We start from the raw sequence: 19,222 nt of genomic DNA on the forward strand, positions 1-19,222 counted from the left end.
TCCCTGACGCGTGTTTTAGCCAGCCATGTTAATGGCGGCAAAAACCTACGGTTTCTGCGCCATTAACGGCTGGCTTTGGCTCCTGTCGTCGCCAAAGACCTATTCCCCCTGTTCTGCTATGGATGCTCCTTTGATTCCTGATGAGCCCCGGCCCAAGCGTAATGGCGGCCGCCCCCGCAACCCGGAGGCCCGCCCGGACCGGGCTACGGTGCGCTTCACTAAAATTGAATACCTGGCGGTAAAGCGGCGGGCCCAGTCGGCGCGGCTAACGGTAGCAGAGTACTGCCGCCAGGCCGTGCTCACTGGCCAGGTGCTGCCCACGCTGGACCCGGCCGCGCTGCCGGCCCTGCATGAGTTGCGGGCGCTGGGCAATACGCTGAATCAACTGATGAAGAAGGCGCATGGGGATGGGGTGCGGAGCATCGCGGTCAAGGCCGACGCCCTGCTGGACGAGCTTAACAAGCTACTCGCAGTATGATTGGCAAGACCATTATCGGGCGCAGCTTCGGGGGCTGCGTCGCGTACCAGTTCAAGAAGCTCGAACAGGGCGAGGGCGAGGTGCTGCTGAGCCGGGGTGTGCGGGATTACGACGCGGAAGCCATGACCCAGGATTTTGAGCAGCAGCGCCAACTTAATCCCGCGCTGGGGCGAGCGGTATGGCACACGTCCATCTCATTTCCTCCAGAAGAAAAGGAGCGGTTAACCAATGACAAAATGGCGGCTATCGCATTGGATTACCTGGAAGGAATGGGACTCGCCAAGGGACAGTACGCGGTGATTCGCCACGACGACCGGCCCCACCCACACTTTCACATCGTGGCAAACCGGGTAGCGGACGACGGCCACACGGTGGGAGATGGTCACAACTACTCCCGCAGTGAAACGCTGCTGCGGGAGCTGGAGCAGAAGTATGAGTTGACGCCTGTTATAAGCTTGGAAAAACGCAAAAACCTGACCAACGTGCCCGCCCACGACCAGGCTCGCATCCAGCTGCGGGAGGCGGTGCAGGCGTGCACCCAACAGGCCAAGAGTTTGCCCGAGTTTACCCAAGCCGTGGAAGCGCGCGGCATCACGGTGCAGCTGCATTATAACGCCGCCGGGAAGGCGACGGGCATCAGCTTTGAGCAGGACGGGCAGCGGTTCAAAGGGAGCCAGCTGGCGCGTGCGATGTCGTTGGCAGGCCTGACCAAGGCGTTTGAACAGAATGAGCAGCAAGCGCAGAAACAGCAACTCTCCCAACAGGTAACGCCGAGTCCCCGGTCGTCTGACCGTGGCTTGGGCTATTAAGCAGTACTCATTTACCCTTTCTCTATGAATAACGAACTCATCGGTGAACTTCTGCAGGGCCTGACCGACGACGTAGCCAGCCTTAAAAAAAGTCTAGCCGAGCAGCAGACCCCCATAGACTATCGTCCAAGTATTGAACGGATGGCAACCATGGTGCTGGCCATGCAGGAAACGGTGGCCAAGCCGGCGGCCCTCGTGAGCCCGCCCCCGGTGGGGGTGAGCAAGGAATTGGAGCAGCAGTTGCGGCAAGCGGTGGCGGAGGAAGTGCGGCGGAACCACCCGGAGCGGCCGTTAACGCAGGCCGTGCGGTATGGGGTCTGGGTATTTGTGGGCGTGCTGGCGTTGCTGCTGGCGAGTTGGTGGGGGTGGTGGAACGCGGCGGCCGTGCGCGACCAGCGCGAGCGTAGCGCGTGGTTATGGCGTGAGACTATGCAAACCAATCCTACCTACACTGCGTCGGTGACCGCCCGGTGGCGGCAGGATTCGGTCAAGTTTCAAGAAGAAACCATTCGCCTGGAGGAACGCGAACGTTTGCTACTTGAAGCGCAGCGAAAACGGGCTGAGGCGGTGGTACTGGAAAAGGAGGCAACTTCTAAAAAGGCCAAAAAGTAGGTATGGAGCTTTTTGAAATAAGGTGAAATGCTGAGATTTCCGGGCAGCACAGACGAGCGATTAAAGAGGTTTAGAATCGCCCTACTAGTGGTTTAAAGGGTGTTGTTAAACAAATAGGGCAAAACCTCCGACTCAGCGGCACAGATACCTGCCTTTCTGTCTTAATGCCTTGTTAAACAATTGTATACCTAGTATAATGGCGTGAGCGATAGAGTTAACGTTCGTTATCGCTACTCTCTTTCAATTGCCTTAAGGGGCGTGTAATGCTAGCGCTTTTCGATGCTCTTACAGCGCTTTAGCACCTTATCACGAGCAATCAAGCTGGTCAGACTCGGACTCGGAGGTTTTCCCCTATTTGTTTAACAGCACCCAAATTGAGAGCGGAAGGAAGAACCAGCGGCCGCAGCTGCTGGCCGCCATCGCCGAGGCCCGGCGCGTGGGGGCGACGCTGCTCATCGCCAAGGTGGACCGGCTCAGCCGCAACGCGGGCTTCATTTTTGCCCTGCGCGACTCGGGTGTGGACTTTGTCTGCTGCGATATGCCTGACGCGAATACGTTGACTGTGGGCTTGTTCGCCGTCATTGCCCAGCACGAGCGCGAGACCATCTCCAAGCGCACCAAGGACGCGCTGGCCGCCAAGAAGGCCCGCGGCGTCAAGTTGGGCAGCCCGGCCAATTTCACGCCGGCTGTCATCGCCCAGGGCCAGGCGGCCATGCAGGCCAATGCCCGCGAGCACCAAGCCAACCGCCCGGCCGCCCGGCTCGCTGAGCTGTTGCGCGCCCAAGGGCATACCCTCTGGCAGATTGGCCTTCTTATAGCAGAAAGGGGATAAACTTACTCTAAGCAGTTTAAGGCTTGGGTCAGAAAGCCGTAACTTATTGAATTGCCGTGAAATGTGGCCTGTTATGCAAAGATGTCCTGAAAATGGGGTTCAGAAAATCAGGCCAAAAACAAATGGCCCTGTGGTTAATTGGACCTAACTTATTGAGCCGTGCCAAAATGCGAACCGGTTTAGAATGAGCTACATAAAACATAGTCTTTATTCTTAGAGTAAGTTTATCCCCCAGCTGCTATAAGAAGGCCAGATTGCGGCCGAACTCAACCAGGCGGGCTACCGCACGCGACGTGGCAACTCATTTCATGCCACGACCGTGCAGCGCCTGTTACCGGTGGCTGGCCCGCACGCGTCTGAACAACCTACGGAAGTTGCATTACTGAACAAAAAGCTTTAACTTTGCGTAATACAAAGTGTATACACTTTGTATTTGTGAATAGTATGACGTTGCGGGCCCTACCTAACTGGTGCAGTGGCCTTGGATTTGACTTTTTGCTTTTTATGCCTTAACTTTGCAGGAAGTATACATACTTCCTGCTTTTCGAAATGCTCAAACGCTGCTATGGCCGGTAAATCACGGTTTGTTATCGCAGAAGCCCGGATACGGACGTTCTTTAAGCAGCACCCCAAGAAGGCCTTTACCAAGCTGCAACTGGTTGCCGTGCTGGAGGAACAACGAGCCACCTGGAACATTGCGCCGACCACCACGGAGGAAAAGCTGCTTGACCAGCTGCTGGCCAAGGAGGTGTTGCAGAAGATAAAGCTGGAGTCTGACGGGTACTTGCCCTCGAAAGAACTCTATGCGCAGGACGCGTCTGCGGTGATGCACATTGCCACGGCGTTGGCCCCCCGGGCCTACCTGTCCCATTACTCGGCCGTGTGGGCGAACGGCTTAACCATGCAGGTACCGAAGGTTATCTACGTGACGTTTGAGCAAACCAAGAAGCCCCAGCGGGAGGCGTCCCTGACGCAGGCTGGCATTGACGCGGCTTTTGCCAAGCCCCAGCGCCGCACCACGGCCAGCATCCGCTACGGGGACTTCACGTTTGTGGTGCTCAACGGCGGTTTTACGAACCGCTTAGGCGTGCATCAACTGGACGGCATTCCCACCACCAACGTGGAGCGCACCCTGCTCGACAGCACCGTGCGGCCCGGCTACGCCGGGGGCGTTTCTGCCGTCCTGGAGGCTTATCGCCAGGCCCGGGGCAAGCTCTCGTTAAATAAGTTGGTGGCTACGCTGGACGCGTTGGATTTCATCTATCCCTACTTCCAGGCGGTCGGGTTCTATCTGGAGCGCGCCGGCTACCAGGGCAAGAAGTTAGACGAGTTGCGGGAGCGCTCGAAGGCGTTCGATTTCTACCTGACGTACGACATGGAGGAGAAGGATTATTCCGCCGACTGGCGGCTTTACTTCCCTAAGGGGCTGTAATTCCTTCAAAGGCATCCATCACATAGTCGAAATAGAAGTCAAAATCCTGCACTTCTTCCGTTTGGGAAACCGTTGCCCGGACGTTTTCCCAGTCGTCGCGGTGAATGGCCTTGTGGTGGCGCATCTGCTGTAGAAAAGCCAGCGGCACGCGCTTGGCGTCAAAGATGTGTTGCAGCAGGGCCCGGCTCTCGGCGGAGCTGCAGGTTACGCCTTGGGACTCCATGATTAAGTGGATGTCGTAGAAGTCCCGGGCCCGTGCCCGTGAGGTATGCGAAGGGATTATCCCGGCGTACTGCGGCAGCTGCTGGCAAATGGCCCGGACTTTCTCGAAGACAATCATTTCCGCCGTGTATACATACACGGTATAGCCATCCACTTTAATAGGCCGCTTGCTGCCTTCGCCCATGTACTCGAACTTGCTGAACTCGATTTGAAACTTCGAGGAATTGTTGGGGCGCAGGGGGATAAAATCCCGCCGCTGCGCTTTGGGATTCGCAATCGGCTGGTCAAACACGTGCTGTTCCACCACTTTGAACTCGACCAGGTAACCACCCCAGAAATCAGCTATCTGCGGCTTGGTTTTGGGCTTGGTGACAAAGTTGTATTCCAACACCACGTAGCCGTTTTCGGCGTAGGTCTGCACCAGCGTTTTCTCAATTCTGTCCTTGATGACCTGGAGGTCTTCCAGGAAGTCACCGTCGGCCAGGGAAAAGTCCAGGTCAAAGGAAGTGCGCGAAACCGCGCCCTGCTGGCCACTGTAGGCCAGGTCGATGGCGTTGCCGCCTTTTAGCACAATGGCTTCACTCAACTCGTCATCGGAAGCGAGGGCAATAATAGCGAGGTGCTTGATTTTGTTGACGACGTCGATGTCCATACGGAGGGCTTAGGAGCGCGGTAGCTTGACTACTGCACCAGCAAAATTAGCTGAATTTCGGAAGCCCTACTGACAGGAATGGTAACACCAGTAACACTGGTAATAATAGTAATATTGGTAACATCGGTAACACTAGTAATACTGCTAATAATAGCTTCGAGAGTCAAGCCGGAAGAATTCTACTGCCTGAGCCAATCGCGAGCCAATTGGCCTGTCAGAAAAAGTGCCCCCACAGCGCTCGTTTGAGGGTTTGCACTTGGGCGCCGGCGCGTGATGAGCCAATCAACTGGTGCTCCGTCTCGGCCTCGCTGGTTCCGGTTTTCTGCAGATAGCCGTCCTTCTCCAACTCGCCCAGGTAGCGCATGGCCGTGGGCTAGCTCACGCCCAACTGCTGCACCACGGTGTTGGTGAGGCGGCCGTGCTGCCCGGCGTAGCAGTCCTGGAACTAAGTCAGGGCCTGAGCGCCTGCTGCTAGCATTCTGTTGGTGGGCTGGTTGCCGCTTGCAACTCAGCCACGCTGAGGGAGGCCAACGGGAGGGCAATAGCCAAGCCTGACTCGTGCACCACATCGTTAGCCCATGCCGCCAAGTCCGCCGCGTACACCATCCGCTGCCCGGCGCTATTCTGATACACCGTCTTGCCTTCCATGAACACGGCCAAGTTGGAACGTAATGCCGCCGGAATGTCAGAAAAGGCTTGGTCGGTAGAGGACGTCAGCAGGAAATCTAAATAGGTGCGTAGGGCTAGATAAGCCGCGTGGTCTTCGAATGGCATGAGGTAAAATCAGGAATCCACTACAAAGTACTTCGCCTAAATTATAGACGCTATAGGCCTTCTTGATGATTTAGAAGGTTTTCAAATAGAGTAATACTGGTAATATAGGTAATACGAGTAACATTAGTAACACCAGTAACATTCGGTTGCGTATGTTTGCGGCATGAGCAAGATTCTGGCGTTTACAAACCAAAAGGGGGGAGTCGGCAAAACCACGTCCACGGCCAACGTTGGGGCAGGCCTCGCCCGCGCTGGCCAGCGGGTGCTGCTGGTGGACCTAGACCCCCAAGCCAACCTGACCAAAGGCTTAGGCCTGGTCGATGCGGAGCAGAACGTGTACGGAGCCTTACTTGGTGAGTACCGCCTGAAAGCCTACGCGCTGCACGAGAACCTGGCGCTGGTGGCCGGCTCCCCGGCCCTGTCTGGTTTTGAGAAGGTCAAAGGCGACGAACTGGACCGCGAGTTTCTGCTGAAGGAATTGCTCGAACCCGTGCGCGAGCGCTGCGACTATATCCTGCTGGATTGCCCGCCGGCCTTGGGTCTAGTTACCCTCAACGCCTATGCCTGCGCCCAGGCCCTCTACATTCCGCTGGAGGCGCAGATGTACGCCGCCGACGGATTGGAGAAAGTGCTGGAGCTGGTCGGCCGGGTGCGGCGGCGCCTAAACCCGGACCTGTCAGTGGGCGGCATCTTCTTTACCCGCCACGACGGCCGCAAAATACTGCGCCGGGAAACGGCCGAAGAACTGCGGGCGCTGTACCCTGGCTTGGTGCTGACCAGCTTCATCCGCGAGAGCATTGCCCTGGGCGAAGCGCCGCACCTGGGCCAGGATATTTTCACCTATGCCCCGCAGAGTGCCGGGGCGACCGACTATCAGGCGCTGGTCGCCGAAATTCTCACCCGCTAATCCGCTGCCTGCTTCCCATGGCCAAGACCTTCAAAAACCTGCCCCGCCCCGGTGAGCTGACCGCGCCCAAGCCCACGTCCGAACGCGACTTTTTTGACCTCAGCGACGAGCCAGCACCCGCGAAAAAGCCCGCTGAGCAGTTAAAATCACCACGTAACACTGGTAACACTGGTAACACTGGTAACACTGGTAATATCAGTAATACCAGTAATACCAGTAATACTGGTGAGGTAACCGGTGCCGTTTCCCCCACGCACGCCGCTAAGGCTGCACCGGATGGGGTGCGTCAAACCTTTGTACTGAGCCGGGGCCACTTGGAGCAGTTGCGCGATTACGTCCATGCCCGCCGGGCCCAAGGAGAGTATACCTATTCCCAGAAGCAAGCCCTACAGGAGGCCTTAGAGTTGCTTTTTGCTGGCGCTGCCCCGGCCCCACCCCGGCCGGCCCAGGCACGGGAGCAAGAGCAACAGCGCCGGCAGCGTATTCAGCAGGGACGACGGCCCGAAGGCCATGAGTAGCCAAATAGCTTCTTCATCTACCTAGATACTGTTGGCGAATTGGGTTTGGGGTAAAAGGGCTATTTTCGGAGGTGTCCTAACCGCTTCTGCTCATGAGCCTGCACCCCCAACCCAGTATGCCTGTTCCGCCCCAGACGCGCCAAGTAGCGCAGGCGGCATTCCCACGCGGCAATCGCTACCTGCAGTTGCGCGATACCTTGGGTACCCTCTATGACGACGCCCTCTTTGCCGACCTGTTTCCAGCGCGGGGGCAAGCGGCCCAGGCGCCCTGGCAGCTGGCGCTGGTGACGTTGCTGCAATTTGCCGAGAATCTCTCCGACCGCCAAGCGGCCGATGCCGTGCGCAGTCGCATTGACTGGAAGTATTTGCTGGGCTTGGAGTTGACCGACCCCGGGTTTGACTTCAGCATTCTGTCCGAATTTCGCCAGCGGTTAGTGGCCGCCAAGGCCGAGGAGCGCCTGCTCACGCACCTGCTGACGTGTTGCCAGGACCAGCAGTGGCTCAAAGCCGGGGGCAAACAGCGAACGGACTCGACCCATGTGCTGGCGCGTGTCCGGGACATGAACCGCCTGGAGTGCGTGGGGGAGACCCTGCGCTTTACCCTCAACCGCTTGCCGACGCTCGTGCCCGACTGGTTGGCCACTCATCTGCAACCAGAGTGGGCGGCCCGGTATGGTCCCCGAGCCGAGGAGTACCGCCTGCCGCACACCAAACCCCAGCGGAAAGCTTACGCGCAGCAAGTGGGTCGGGACGGCTGGGGGCTCCTGGAGCAAGTAGCGCGGGATGACCAAGCCACCGTGCTGTGGCAACTGCCAGCCGTTGACATCCTGCGCCGGGTTTGGCTCCAACAGTTTCGCCTGGTGGACGGTCAGCTCATCTGGCGCGTGGAGAATCAGGACGAGTTGCCGCCTTCCGCGCAGCTCATCAGCTCTCCCAACGATATAGAAGCGCGTTTTAGCCGGAAACGCACCACGACGTGGGTCGGCTATAAAGTCCATTTAAGCGAAACCTGCGAAGCCGACCACCCGCATCTGATTACGCAGGTCGCCACGACCGTCAGCACCGAGGCGGATTCGACGACCTTGCCGCACATTCAGCAGGGATTGGCGGACCAGTCGTTGCTCCCGTCTCAGCAGTTGGTCGACACCGCGTATGTAAGCGCCGAGTTGCTCGTGCAGAGTCAGCAACTTCATCAGGTGGAGTTAGTGGGGCCCGCTCGCAAAGACCAGAAGTGGCAAGCGCTGGCGGGGCAAGGGTAGGCGGCGGCGGAACTCCACGTGGACTGGGACGCACAGCAAGCTACTTGTCCCCAAGGGCATACGACTCGCTCCTGGTTCTATACGATGGAAAAGGGCCAGCCCCGCGTGTTTATCAAGTTTTCCCGGAAGCAGTGCGGGCCCTGCCCCGTTCGGGCGCAGTGTACGCGGATGAAACGACGGGCCATTAAGTTGCGAGCCGACGCGCATTGCCAAGCCTTGCAAGCGTCCCGCGTGCGGAACAGTCAGGCGGACTGGCCCTTGCTCTATAACCAGCGAGCGGGCATTGAAGGCACGCTTTCGCAAGGGGGCCGGGGCTTTGGCATGCGCCGTTCGCGCTACATGGGCCTGGCCAAAACCCATTTGCAGCACGTCTTTATCGCGACGGCGATGAACCTGTCCCGTATCGTTAACTGGTTAAACGAAGTGCCGTTAGCCCAGACGCGGCGGGCCGCTTTCGAGCGGTTAATACCTCGGGCAATGGCTTGAAGGCGAATTCGCCAACAGTATCCCGTTGCAACGAGAACCCCGTAAGCAGTCAGGCGCCGCTTAGAACCGGGCGACCCGGCGCGTGGCCGTGCCCTGGGCGGTGGTCACGGTGAGCAGGGCCACGCCGCGGAACGGGCCAAAGTCAGCTCCATCCAGGTGCAGCGTGCCGGAGCTGCCGTTAAGCCGCCGGCTGAACAGCTGGCGCCCGGCCAGATCCGTGGCCAAGACGGTGAACTGGCCGCTGCCTTGGGGCACCGTCAGGGTGAGGGGGCTGCCCACGGCCGAGGGGTTCGGGTAGGCCGAGAGGGCCGCGTCGGTGGCTGCGTCGCGGGTGCTGCTGATGGTGCGCGGCCGGCGGTAGGTGTCGCGGTACTGCACGGCCGTGATGGTTTCGGCGGTGCCCGTCACCGTGGTGATGATGGTGAGCAGCGGCACGCGCTGGCTTCTGGCCAGCCACTTGTACTGGCGCTCGTGGCGCGGCACGGGCACACCCGGGGCCCCAGCCAAGGCAATGCTGTCGGAACCGGTCATGGTGCTCACCACGCGCAGCACGGCAAAGGTGCCGAAGGGGGTGGTCAGGGTACCCCAGCCGTCGGCGCGGTTCACGCGCTTCTGCGTGCGCTCAAAGTACAGGATGCCCTGCATCTCGGCAACGAGCACCGAATTGCTCGAGTCGCGCCGCCCGTAGGTGATGGGCAGGCGGTACACTACGTCCTGCAGGGCCTGGCTCTGGTAGGTCGCCGTGACGGGCAGGCCACTGACCACGGCCCCGAAGCCGACCGAGCGGTAGTCGGCGGTGGACTTGTTGTAGAAGTTGTAGGTTTCCGTGACGGGAAGGCCGGGTATCGGCAGCGGCTCCGGCGACGCCTGGCTGGCCCGGTTGACGCCACCCAGCAGGCCGAACGCGAGCTGAAACAAGGCGGGCACGGTAACATAGCGGTCCACGGTCTGGCCGGTGTGCTGCAGGGTGCTGTAGTTCCAGGTCTGGTTCGCGCCGTTGCGGCTCAGCGGCGGCGCGCCCATGGGCAGCGTCGGGGCGGCATTGCTCAGGCGCAGGGTGTCGCCCGCGGCCGGTAAATCGGCCGACACAATGGTAATGGGGGTTTGGGCATGGGCGCCCAGGCCGAGCGAAATTGCACCCAGCAGGAAAGAGTAAAAAGGTAACCGCATAAAGAGGGGTTGAAAGTAGGTGAATTGTATTTTCCTGAACGGCAGGCACTCAGCGCACCACGAAGATAATACCAAACGCCTTTCGAAAAAGTTGCGTAAGTATAATTTTTTTTAGAAAGTGTCCCAAGACGCCCGCGGGGCTATTTTGGGGCCGGCACTACCAGCCTGCCGGCGGTGGCCGCTCCAATTTGCAGGAGAGTGGCCAGCCCCCCCTCGCTGCCTAAAGGGCCCTTGTCTCCGATAGGCCTCCCACCCGGCACATGCTGTGCTGCTGCGCCTTCCGGCTGCGTGCGCGCTTCTGCGCGTTGCTCTGGTGCCGCGCTCACCCCCAGGAGTGTTGCTGTACTCGGGGCGAATACGATTTTTTGCCCCGGCCAGCCGAAGCCCCTTGGCAGGGACCTGATTGCGGCGGGGCCGCCGAGCAAACCCGCACAGGGCCGGGTCAGAGGGATTTCCCTGAATGTTTAACTCCGCCCTCTATATTCGAAGGCACGAACAGGAGCAGGAGATGTTCCTACAGAAAAACCACCCCATGACCCCTATACCCATCAGATTTTTAAACAGGGAAGGGAGATTCAGTGCCCTGATTGCCCTGTTATTTTTCTGTCAAGCCGCCTCGGCACAACACGTGGAGGTTTCGGGAGGGGCCCACGTTCCCCTGTACTACGCGGCAGGTCTGGAATATTACTTTACTGACAAAGTTTCTTTAAATGGCCAGGGAGGGTTACTGACGAGTCCGTTTAATGATATGCTCATTGCCTTTGCCAAATCCCAAGGGGCTGACGAGGCAGTTCTTCGGTTTGTGGATGAATCGTACCGGGTGGGCTGGAATTTGCAGCCCACCCTTCAGTACCATGTCAAGCGAAACTACGCGGGCATCTTCTACTCGCACCTGAAAGTGAGCGGGGAGGTGGAGGCGGCGCAGGCCCTGGCCTTATTTGCCGGCTATTCAATCCCCTTCACGCTCCGGGCCAGCCTGGGCAGGTCCACGGTGGACTCGAACCTGCACAATGCCGGGCTGGTAGTGGGCCGCGTTTTCCCGTTGAAAAACCCGGCGCTGAGTCTGAAAACGGAAGCCTCCTTTGCCCGGACCTTTGGCTCACAAACCTACCTGAGGCGCCCCAATGGGCAGGAAGTGCCGGTGCTAAGCCAGTATGCCGACAACGAGCTCAGGCAGTACTACCGGGATTATGGCTACCTGCCATCCCTTAACCTGATTTTTGCTTACCGCTTCCCTGCCAAAGATTAGAGGCGCTTCGCACCCGGCAGACCAGGCCATTATGGAAGGTGAGGTCTACGTCACACGTGTCCATTCCCTAGCGTGTAAATCCGCCCCTTTTGAAAACGCATCCCCTTGCGCCCTTTTCGCCTGTAATAGGGAGCCAACCGCGGCCTTGTCTGTTTAATTGTTAAACCAAACAATTAAACAGGGCCGATAGTCAAAAAGAGGGGGGTAGAGCCTGGGCCTAGGCCTTCCAGGCGGCAAACTCGGTGGCGACCAGGCGCTGGCCGGTGAGGCCATTGCTTGCCTCCGAAGCCAGAAACACGATGGGCTCGGCCATCACCCCGGGGCTGAGCAGCTGGAACTTGCCGGCGATGGCCGCCCTGGCCGCCTCCGGAATCATGCCCGTGTCGGTGGCGCCGCCGGGCAGCAGCATATTCACGTCGATGTGCTGGGCGCGCAAGTCCTCGGCCATGATGAGCGACAGCGACTCCGCGCCCGCCCGCGACGGCCCGTAGGGGATAAAGCCCGGGCGGCGCATGGTTTCGTGGTTCATCGAGATGTTCACGATTTTGCCCCGGCCCTGGGCTAAAAACAGCGGCACGAAGGCCTTGGCCACCAGAAAATAGCCGGTCAGGTTGGTGTCAATCACGTCGCGAAAACCCTCCGCGCTCACCTCGTAAAACGGCTGCGGCCGGGTCAGGAACTCGGGGTTGACGGTGCGCATGCCGATGCCAGCGTTGTTCACGAGCACATTAAGCTTCCCACCCCAGGTGGCGCCCAGCCAAGCCACGGCCCCGGCAATGGAGGCTTCGTCGCGCACATCCAGGGCAAGGCCGTGCACGTCGAGCTGGCGCGCTTGCAGCCGGGCCAGCGCCTGGGCCAGCTTTGCCGCGTCGCGGGCCGCAAGCACCACGGACGCGCCCGCTTCGGCCAGGGCCGTTGCCATTGCCAGGCCCAGGCCACTGGAGGCACCCGTGACAAGGGCAGTTTTACCGGTCAGGGTCGCGGTTGGGTTCATAAAAGGATACGGAGTAAAAGGCGGGGGCAGGGACCCTTGCGCCAGGCTATACGGTTGGGCTCGGTTAAAATTTTGGTTCCCAAGATACTGTGGAACCTGCGATGAAAAGGGGTGCCTGGAAAGGATACAAATAGGCAGCACGGGCCGCCCTGGTGCCGCCATGGGCCTGGCTGCTTGCTATCCTGAACTTTTGCGGGGAGGGCCGGTTGTGGTCACGGTTTTCGGTGGCGACTCCTCCGACGGGACCAGGCTACGGGAACCATCCGGCAGACCGCTTACTCAACATTCAGAACACTGATGAAATCCACCTTCCTCTTCGCGGCCATACTGGCTGCTTGTGTAGTTCAGGCAAAGGCCCAAACCGCCCCCGCCGCCGCGCGCGCGGCCGCCGACCAGATTGCCACCAAGAAAGGCCCCCTGACGGTGCAGCCCATCGCACACGGCAGCGTGGTGTTGACGTGGGGCGGCAAGACCGTTTACGTGGACCCCACCGGCGGGGCTGCGGCCTACGCCGGGCTGGCCGCGCCCGATGTCATTCTGATTACCGACATTCACGGCGACCACCTGGACCCGAAGACGCTGGCCAGTTTGCCCGTGGGCAAGGCCCTGCTGGTGGTGCCCCCGGCCGTGGCGGCCCAGCTGCCAGCCGAGTACAAAGCCCAGACCCGCATCCTGCGCAACGGGGAGCGGCTCGAAGCGCTGGGCCTGACGGTGGCGGCCCTCCCGATGTACAACCTGCCCGAGGCGGCCGACGCGCCGCATACCAAAGGCCGGGGCAATGGCTACGTGCTGACCCTGGGCGGCAAAAAGGTCTACCTGTCCGGCGACACCGAAGACATCCCGGAAATGCGCGCCCTCAAGGGCATCGACGTGGCGTTTGTTTGCATGAACCTGCCCTACACCATGGACGCGCCCCAGGCCGCACAGGGAGTATTGGCCTTCAAGCCGGGCATCGTGTACCCGTACCACTACCGGGGCCAGAACGGCTTGAGCGACGTGGAGGGCTTTAAGAAAACCGTGAACACGGCCAACAAGAAAATTGACGTGCGGCTGCGCAACTGGTACCCGGCCGCCCAGTAGGGTAACGCAACCACGAAGAACGTCCGGCCGAGCCTCTTGCTCAGCCGGACGTTCTTGTGTTTTAGAGCCCAGCCAATGAATGGGGTTGGCGACGCCGCACTATATGCCGCCCGGAGCTGGAACCGTTTTGGCCTTAGACGAGGCACTCCTTTCTCTTTTGAACGTTTTCCTCCCCTACGCAGGCATTTTCAGCGCCTAAAAGGCATCTGCACCCGCGGGGCGGGGTGTCGGCCAATTAATAGCGGGTTCCGGCGGTGCTGTCCGGCGGAAAGATGCTGTCAATTGCGTTGACCTCGTCGGGGCTCAATTGCAGCTCAACCGCTTTGGCATTTTCCTCCAGGTATTTTCTGCGCTTGGTGCCGGGAATGGGCACCAGGTCTTCTCCTTTGGCCAACACCCAGGCCAGAGCCAGCTGTGCCGCACCCACCCCTTTATCAGCGGCCAGCTTATTGAGCTTGTCAACGATGTCCAGGTTCTTTTGGAAGTTTTCGCCCATAAAGCGCGGGCTGTGCTTTCGGAAGTCGTCGTCTTCAAAATCATCCGGGCTTTTGATGGCCCCGGTTAAAAACCCCCGGCCCAGCGGGCTGTAGGGAACAAACCCTATCCCCAGCCGGCGCACCGTGTCCAGCACCCCGTTGCTTTCCACGTCCCGGGTCCACAGAGAGAACTCCGTTTGCACCGCCGTTATCGGGTGGGTTTTATGCGCTCTTTCAATCAGCTCCGGTTCCGCTTCCGAAATGCCCAGGTAGCGCACCTTGCCTTCTTTGACCAGTTCCGCCATGGCCCCGATGGTGTCTTCAATCGGAACGTTGGGGTCCATGCGGTGCTGGTAATACAGGTCAATGGTGTCGACGCCCAGGTTTTTCAAACTTCCCTCGGCCGACTTGCGCACGGTCTCGGGTCGGCCGTCGATGCGCATCCCGTTTTCATCAAAGGCCACGCCGAATTTCGTCGCAATAAACGCCTGGTCTCGTTTTCCTTTGATGGCGCCGCCCACCAATATCTCATTGGTGTGCGGACCGTACAATTCGGCGGTGTCGAGGAAATTTATGCCCATTTCCAACGCCCGGTGGATGGTGGCCACGGATTCGTTGTCATTTCGGTCGCCATAAAAGGCGCTCATGCCCATGCAGCCCAACCCTATCGCGGATACTTCGGGCCCATTTTTACCTAGTGTTCTCTTCTTCATCGTGTCGGGTGTTTTTGTGGGGTGTATTTCCGCTGTTAAGCATCTCTGTTTTTATTCACCTTTGCTTCTTTCATAGCGCGCGTCCTCGGTCAGGCTGGCCATTACGCGGCTATGGGCCACCCGTAAAAGCTGTTCAGGTGCGGATAAACTTCATGGGCCTGATGCCCTTTACGGGCCTGAAGAACTTCCTGTTCGAAACTTCCCAATAGCTGTTGGAGTGCTTGTTAAGGCCAGGGCATCATGGGGGAAAATTGTTTAACGGGGTGTGTGCTTTGGCAAAACCAGCCATCTCTTATCTGGATGCTATTAATGTGACAGGCCTGATGGCTCTAGACCATGTTCTGGCTGGCGTCGCCGGTGCTGAAATTGAAGCGCAGGTAGGCGATTTGTTGCTCAGATAAGTGTCGATGTATTGCAGCTTGGCCACGCTGGAGGTGCCTTCGGCCTGGGGGCGCATCAGGTCAATGTTGTCTTCCACCACTTGCCAAAGTCGTGGGCGCCGCGGGCGTCATTGAATACCAGGAACGCAGTTGGTGAGTCAAATTAACTTGGGGATGAATAAGCCGAAGGTTGCCGCTTAGGAATACATCCAGGTTTTGGTTGCCAACCCGGTGGCGGTGAGCGGCACGGAAGCCGCCCGCGTCCACGCCGGGCCGCTGGTGGCCCACGATGCCTACACGCGCCTGCTGCACCGGCTCAAACCGGATGCCGCGACGTTGTGGAGTGACGGGCGGGCGCTAGTGCCCGTAGATCAACGCCTCTACGACAAAGCCACCGACGGGCGGAGCAAAAACGACCACTTCCATGCCCTCTTGCGCACCGCCCAGCAGCGGGGCTTCGCCCCGCGCTGCCGTGCTCTTCGACAGCTGGTACGCGAGCCTGCCCAACCTCAAGCAGGGGCGCGCCTGCGGCTGGCCCTGGCTCACGCGCCTGTAACGCAACCGACGCGTCAACCTCGACGGGCAGGACCTGCGCCCACTCCAGGATTGCGGCCTGGCCGAAGGCGGGCAACGGGTGTGGCGTCAGGGCTACGCCTTCGTGCGCGACTTCCGGTTCGCTGTCCCAGACGGCGGCACGGAAGGGGCCGAGTACTGGGCCAGCAGCAACCCGGCGCTGCGCGAGGCCCAACGGGCCCCGCTGGCCGCCCTGGCCTGGGGCATTGAGCAGTACCACCGGGAGCTGAAGCAGTGCTGCGGCGTGGAAGGTCCGGGCCGCCAGCGCCCAGCGCCACCACAATGGCTGTGCTCTGCACGCCTTTTTGCGCCTCGAGCCCCAGCGCCTGCAAACCGGCCGCAGCTGGTATGAAGCCAAAAAGCAACTCCTGCACGATGCTATCCGAACCTATTTGGCCGGCCCTATTTATCTTTTGCATTTTAAAGTATTTCCAATGTTGAGCCGTTGTCATGAGGCAGCACCTTGTTCACCGTGTGTCCATCTGCGGCGGGCAGATTTGATAAATTATAAACCCTTGTAATTCGGTGCTGTTATAGTTCCTACAGCTTAGAATGGCCATTTTGTGGGCCTTCGCCTGAGGCCTACCTGTTAATTTCGCCTGGCGCCGGGCTCACCCAGGTGGCGCCGCCTTCTGCCATGTCCCTACCTTCTGATTATCCCCGCTTTACGCTTGGCAGCACCCTCACCGCCGAGCAGCGCGCCTTCTTTTCCAGATACGGCTTCCTCCACTTTCGTCCTTTTGCTTCGCCCGAATACGTTCAGCAGCTCATCGAAGCCACCCAGGAAGTGCAGGCCAAATGGCTGGCGGCTGGCGTGGAAAAGGTGAACGGGGTGCCCATCAAATACGGACACGATGCCGACGGCGCGCGCATTGTGCAGCGCTTTGCCTTCGCCTCGCTGCACCACCCGGTGCTGCACGAGCTGCTGCAGGACCCCCGCTTTGCAGCCCTGTTTCCGCTGCTGGAAGCGGAGGGTGGCCGGGTGGGCGAAAACGAAAAAGATGGCCTGGTGGTGAACCACTACGTGAACGTGGAAGGCTCGGAATTTAGCCAGATGGGTTGGCACACTGATGCCTTGCGCGACGTGTTTTATGGCAAACGCATCGGCCCCATGCTCAATGTGGGCCTGCACCTTGACGGTACCAAGGCCACCAACGGTGGTTTGCGCATCATCCCCGGCACACACATCCAGGGCCTGCATAAGATGCTGTTTCGCAAAAAGTATTTCAAAGATGTAGACTACGACCCTAATGAGCTGGCCGTGGAAACGGAAGCTGGCGACCTGACCGTGCACGACGGCCGTATGTGGCACCGCGTGGCGCAGTCGCCGCTGGTAGGCGAGGCCAGCCGCCGCCGCGTGATGTACGTTCCCATCCTCGCCGGCAAGTACCAGCCCAAGAGCGAGGCCAGCCCCACGCCCTTCTACCTACGCTTCCTGCACCTTGTTAAGTAAACTCCTTTAACAATTATCATTCACCGTCTAGCATTAGGTGCGCGCGTCTCGCATCGAGCGAAGGGCTGTGATAGTGATGATTGGTAGTTGTTAAATGGTAAAAGATGATTGTTAAATGAGTTACGCTCTTGTTACCGGCGCTTCGCGTGGCATTGGCCGCGCCATTTCGCTGCTATTGGCCCAGCGCGGCTACGACTTGCTGCTGGTGGCCCGCTCGGAAGACCAACTCACGGCCCTCGCCGAAGAAATTGGCCGAAAGCACCAGCGGCAGGCCCGCGTGCTGGCCATCGACCTGGCCGCAGCCGGTGCAGCCGAAACCGTGGCCGCCTGGGCCACCGGGCAAAGCACCCAGCTGGCTGTGTTGGTGAATAATGCGGGCTATGGCATGTGGGGCCGCTTCGAGCAGCTGAGTCTGGCCGAGCAGCAAAACATGCTGCAACTGAACATGAGCCTGCCCGTGGCCCTGACCCACGCGTTGCTGCCCGCCCTGCACAAGGCTCCGAAGGCTTACATCCTGAACGTGGCCAGCACTGCCGCCTACCAGGCCGTGCCATCATTGGCCCTTTACGCCGCCAGCAAAGCCTTTTTGCTGAGCTTCAGCCGCGGCCTGCGCTACGAGCTGAAGCAAAGCAATATCTCAGTCACCTGTTTGAGCCCTGGGGCCACCACCACCAACTTTGCCGACCGTGCCGGCATGGGCGTCGAGTTGCAAGCCACCGCCAATAAAGTATCGATGACGCCCGAAGCCGTGGCCGAAGCCGCTGTGGCCGGCCTGCTGGCTGGGGAAGCCGAAATCATTCCCGGCGTGCTCAACAAGGTGTCGGCGGGGCTGACCAGCATGGTGCCGAAAAGCCTGGTGGAGAAAATTGCGGCCGGCATTTATGAGAAGTATCTGTAGCGCTGCGCTTCATGACACTTCATTACTTTGCCTTCAGCGTAGCAACCTGCCCAGCCAGTAGCCGGCCCAGGCATAGAATGGCGCAGCAAGTACTTCGTAGCAGTAATGGGCGGGCTGCACCAACACCAGCAGGCCAATAGTCACCGTGACGGCACCCAGCACCTGGCAGCGCCACTGGCTGCGCACGGCCAGGGCCATCAGCGTGGCTGTGGCTGTGGCGCTACCTGCACCCCTGGTCGGCCGTCTACCAGCAGTGGACGCGCTAGCGCGATGCCCGCGTATTCGAGGACATCGTACACGATTTGTGCGAGTCGCTAGGGCGTATTGCTCGACCGGGCGGCCACGCATACGGCCATTATTTTTGCCGGGCGCACCCTGCTAATCACATCCGAGAGCGGGGACCGGACCGGGCCGGCTACGACGGGGCCAAACGCTGCAACGGCAGCGAGGCGCACATCGCCGTCGATACGCCCGGCCACTTGCTGAGCGTGGTCATCACGCCGGCCAAAGAGCCGGAGCGGGCACAGGTGGGCGAACTTTGCCGGCAGGAGCAGGAAATCACGGGCCAAACCGTCGAAGTCGGCTTCGGGGACCAGGGCTACGCGGGGAAGAAATTGAATACGCAGCAGAAGTGCACGCCATTGATTTACACGTAGTAACCAAGCTGGAAGGGGAGGCGGGTTTTGCGTGAAGTGCAGCAGGCACCTAGCCCTGGTTATTGGCTCTCCTGCTGCATGGTTTTCTTCTCCAGCACGTAGCCCACGCTCAGTACTGCCAGCATCAGGGCACTGAAAGGCGCTTCGTTTAGCCAAACTCCCCCTAGTTTTGGCACCCGCTCCGGAAACTCTGCCTCCAGGCCTTTTGCTCCCGGAAAGACGAAGCTGCTGCCCTGCGCCACCCAGAAAAAAGCCGGAAGCATTGTGCCCCACCTGAGCTGCCCTGGCCGGTCTCCTGTTTTTTTCTGAAGCAGGTACAGCCCGCTTGCGCCCAGCATCGTTCCCAGCATAATGGTCATCGCATCGTGAAATTTGGCGTGCGGCGTCCACTTCGGGTTAAAAATGTGGGTCTTATTCCAATCAGCCAGAAAGCCTCCTGCCGCAGTCAGGCCGGCAACTGATAAAAGGATTGTTTTTCCCGTTCGGTTTCTTTTCATGGCTCCCATCATGTTAAACTGTCTTTTGTACGCATGCTTCCGGGGCTTGTTCAGGCGGCTTACCCCCGCACGGGCTGTTGCAACGGCTAGCCACTGCGCAAC

22 protein-coding genes and 1 pseudogene are annotated in these 19,222 nt (G+C 59.6%); 15 read left to right on the plus strand and 8 right to left on the minus strand.

Going from position 1 to position 19,222, the window contains the following annotated elements; all coding sequences use genetic code 11:
* Window positions 1-118 precede the first annotated feature (118 nt).
* The 5 genes from LJY25_RS19055 to LJY25_RS19075 all read left to right on the plus strand — a co-directional run bounded on the left by LJY25_RS19055 (window position 119) and on the right by LJY25_RS19075 (window position 4,163).
* The gene (locus tag LJY25_RS19055) at window positions 119-478 is read left to right on the plus strand and encodes a plasmid mobilization protein (protein WP_227610077.1); all 360 of its coding nucleotides are present in this window, start codon (window positions 119-121) and stop codon (window positions 476-478) included.
* The gene (locus LJY25_RS19060) at window positions 475-1,287 is read left to right on the plus strand and encodes a relaxase/mobilization nuclease domain-containing protein (RefSeq protein ID WP_227610078.1); all 813 of its coding nucleotides are present in this window, start codon (window positions 475-477) and stop codon (window positions 1,285-1,287) included. The genes LJY25_RS19055 and LJY25_RS19060 overlap by 4 nt, the downstream gene beginning before the upstream one ends.
* Window positions 1,288-1,311: 24 nt before the next feature.
* Entirely contained in the window at window positions 1,312-1,899 is a 588-nt protein-coding gene (locus tag LJY25_RS19065; RefSeq protein ID WP_227610079.1) for a hypothetical protein, read from the plus strand.
* A 355-nt stretch (window positions 1,900-2,254) separates the two neighbouring features.
* On the plus strand, window positions 2,255-2,731 hold the full coding sequence (locus LJY25_RS19070; RefSeq protein WP_317206618.1) for a recombinase family protein: 477 nt from the start codon (window positions 2,255-2,257) through the stop codon (window positions 2,729-2,731).
* Between the two features lie 565 nt (window positions 2,732-3,296).
* Window positions 3,297-4,163: a type IV toxin-antitoxin system AbiEi family antitoxin domain-containing protein gene (locus tag LJY25_RS19075; protein WP_227610080.1), complete on the plus strand. Its 867-nt coding sequence runs from the start codon at window positions 3,297-3,299 to the stop codon at window positions 4,161-4,163.
* Here the strand turns inward: LJY25_RS19075 and LJY25_RS19080 are convergent.
* The 3 genes from LJY25_RS19080 to LJY25_RS19090 all read right to left on the minus strand — a co-directional run bounded on the left by LJY25_RS19080 (window position 4,150) and on the right by LJY25_RS19090 (window position 5,811).
* On the minus strand, window positions 4,150-5,037 hold the full coding sequence (locus LJY25_RS19080) for a nucleotidyl transferase AbiEii/AbiGii toxin family protein (RefSeq protein WP_227610081.1): 888 nt from the start codon (window positions 5,035-5,037) through the stop codon (window positions 4,150-4,152). The two genes, LJY25_RS19075 and LJY25_RS19080, sit on opposite strands and share 14 nt — an antisense overlap.
* Window positions 5,038-5,251: 214 nt before the next feature.
* On the minus strand, window positions 5,252-5,401 hold the full coding sequence (locus LJY25_RS19085; protein ID WP_227610082.1) for a hypothetical protein: 150 nt from the start codon (window positions 5,399-5,401) through the stop codon (window positions 5,252-5,254).
* Window positions 5,402-5,508: 107 nt separating this feature from the next.
* On the minus strand, window positions 5,509-5,811 hold the full coding sequence (locus LJY25_RS19090) for a hypothetical protein (protein WP_227610083.1): 303 nt from the start codon (window positions 5,809-5,811) through the stop codon (window positions 5,509-5,511).
* Between the two features lie 163 nt (window positions 5,812-5,974).
* Between LJY25_RS19090 and LJY25_RS19095 the strand changes: the two genes are divergently transcribed.
* The 4 genes from LJY25_RS19095 to LJY25_RS19110 all read left to right on the plus strand — a co-directional run bounded on the left by LJY25_RS19095 (window position 5,975) and on the right by LJY25_RS19110 (window position 8,981).
* Window positions 5,975-6,718 carry a ParA family protein gene (locus LJY25_RS19095; protein WP_227610084.1) on the plus strand — a complete coding sequence of 248 codons (744 nt, stop codon included), beginning with the start codon at window positions 5,975-5,977 and terminating at the stop codon, window positions 6,716-6,718.
* 17 nt (window positions 6,719-6,735) lie between these two features.
* Entirely contained in the window at window positions 6,736-7,236 is a 501-nt protein-coding gene (locus LJY25_RS19100) for a hypothetical protein (protein ID WP_227610085.1), read from the plus strand.
* Window positions 7,237-7,328: 92 nt separating this feature from the next.
* The gene (locus LJY25_RS19105; RefSeq protein WP_227610086.1) at window positions 7,329-8,495 is read left to right on the plus strand and encodes a transposase; all 1,167 of its coding nucleotides are present in this window, start codon (window positions 7,329-7,331) and stop codon (window positions 8,493-8,495) included.
* Between the two features lie 18 nt (window positions 8,496-8,513).
* The gene (locus LJY25_RS19110; protein WP_227610087.1) at window positions 8,514-8,981 is read left to right on the plus strand and encodes a transposase; all 468 of its coding nucleotides are present in this window, start codon (window positions 8,514-8,516) and stop codon (window positions 8,979-8,981) included.
* A 60-nt stretch (window positions 8,982-9,041) separates the two neighbouring features.
* Here LJY25_RS19110 and LJY25_RS19115 read toward each other — a convergent pair whose 3' ends face one another.
* Complete coding sequence (locus LJY25_RS19115; protein WP_227610088.1) at window positions 9,042-10,151, minus strand: hypothetical protein; 1,110 nt, start codon at window positions 10,149-10,151, stop codon at window positions 9,042-9,044.
* 748 nt (window positions 10,152-10,899) lie between these two features.
* Here LJY25_RS19115 and LJY25_RS19120 point away from each other — a divergent pair.
* Window positions 10,900-11,400 carry a hypothetical protein gene (locus LJY25_RS19120; RefSeq protein ID WP_227610089.1) on the plus strand — a complete coding sequence of 167 codons (501 nt, stop codon included), beginning with the start codon at window positions 10,900-10,902 and terminating at the stop codon, window positions 11,398-11,400.
* A gap of 217 nt (window positions 11,401-11,617) precedes the next feature.
* On the opposite strand, the gene LJY25_RS19125 is transcribed toward LJY25_RS19120, so the two are convergent.
* Entirely contained in the window at window positions 11,618-12,394 is a 777-nt protein-coding gene (locus LJY25_RS19125) for an SDR family NAD(P)-dependent oxidoreductase (protein ID WP_227610090.1), read from the minus strand.
* A 297-nt stretch (window positions 12,395-12,691) separates the two neighbouring features.
* Between LJY25_RS19125 and LJY25_RS19130 the strand changes: the two genes are divergently transcribed.
* On the plus strand, window positions 12,692-13,474 hold the full coding sequence (locus LJY25_RS19130; protein WP_227610091.1) for an MBL fold metallo-hydrolase: 783 nt from the start codon (window positions 12,692-12,694) through the stop codon (window positions 13,472-13,474).
* A gap of 235 nt (window positions 13,475-13,709) precedes the next feature.
* Here LJY25_RS19130 and LJY25_RS19135 read toward each other — a convergent pair whose 3' ends face one another.
* Entirely contained in the window at window positions 13,710-14,663 is a 954-nt protein-coding gene (locus LJY25_RS19135; protein WP_227610092.1) for an aldo/keto reductase, read from the minus strand.
* Window positions 14,664-15,250: 587 nt separating this feature from the next.
* On the opposite strand from LJY25_RS19135, the pseudogene LJY25_RS21505 reads away from it, so the two are divergent.
* The 3 genes and pseudogenes from LJY25_RS21505 to LJY25_RS19145 form a co-directional block, all read left to right on the plus strand.
* A pseudogene (locus LJY25_RS21505) lies at window positions 15,251-16,035 on the plus strand (transposase); the annotation flags it as partial.
* Window positions 16,036-16,253: 218 nt separating this feature from the next.
* The gene (locus LJY25_RS19140; protein ID WP_227610093.1) at window positions 16,254-17,069 is read left to right on the plus strand and encodes a phytanoyl-CoA dioxygenase family protein; all 816 of its coding nucleotides are present in this window, start codon (window positions 16,254-16,256) and stop codon (window positions 17,067-17,069) included.
* Window positions 17,070-17,184: 115 nt separating this feature from the next.
* Window positions 17,185-17,967: an SDR family NAD(P)-dependent oxidoreductase gene (locus LJY25_RS19145; RefSeq protein ID WP_227610094.1), complete on the plus strand. Its 783-nt coding sequence runs from the start codon at window positions 17,185-17,187 to the stop codon at window positions 17,965-17,967.
* A gap of 33 nt (window positions 17,968-18,000) precedes the next feature.
* On the opposite strand, the gene LJY25_RS19150 is transcribed toward LJY25_RS19145, so the two are convergent.
* Window positions 18,001-18,165 carry a hypothetical protein gene (locus tag LJY25_RS19150; protein ID WP_227610095.1) on the minus strand — a complete coding sequence of 55 codons (165 nt, stop codon included), beginning with the start codon at window positions 18,163-18,165 and terminating at the stop codon, window positions 18,001-18,003.
* A 104-nt stretch (window positions 18,166-18,269) separates the two neighbouring features.
* Between LJY25_RS19150 and LJY25_RS19155 the strand changes: the two genes are divergently transcribed.
* Window positions 18,270-18,623, plus strand: a complete 354-nt coding sequence (locus tag LJY25_RS19155) for a transposase (protein ID WP_227610096.1) — start codon at window positions 18,270-18,272, stop codon at window positions 18,621-18,623.
* A gap of 59 nt (window positions 18,624-18,682) precedes the next feature.
* On the opposite strand, the gene LJY25_RS19160 is transcribed toward LJY25_RS19155, so the two are convergent.
* On the minus strand, window positions 18,683-19,120 hold the full coding sequence (locus LJY25_RS19160; protein WP_227610097.1) for a DUF6640 family protein: 438 nt from the start codon (window positions 19,118-19,120) through the stop codon (window positions 18,683-18,685).
* Window positions 19,121-19,222 lie beyond the last annotated feature (102 nt).

This window comes from Hymenobacter translucens, assembly GCF_020685205.1.
Lineage (GTDB): Bacteria > Bacteroidota > Bacteroidia > Cytophagales > Hymenobacteraceae > Hymenobacter > Hymenobacter translucens.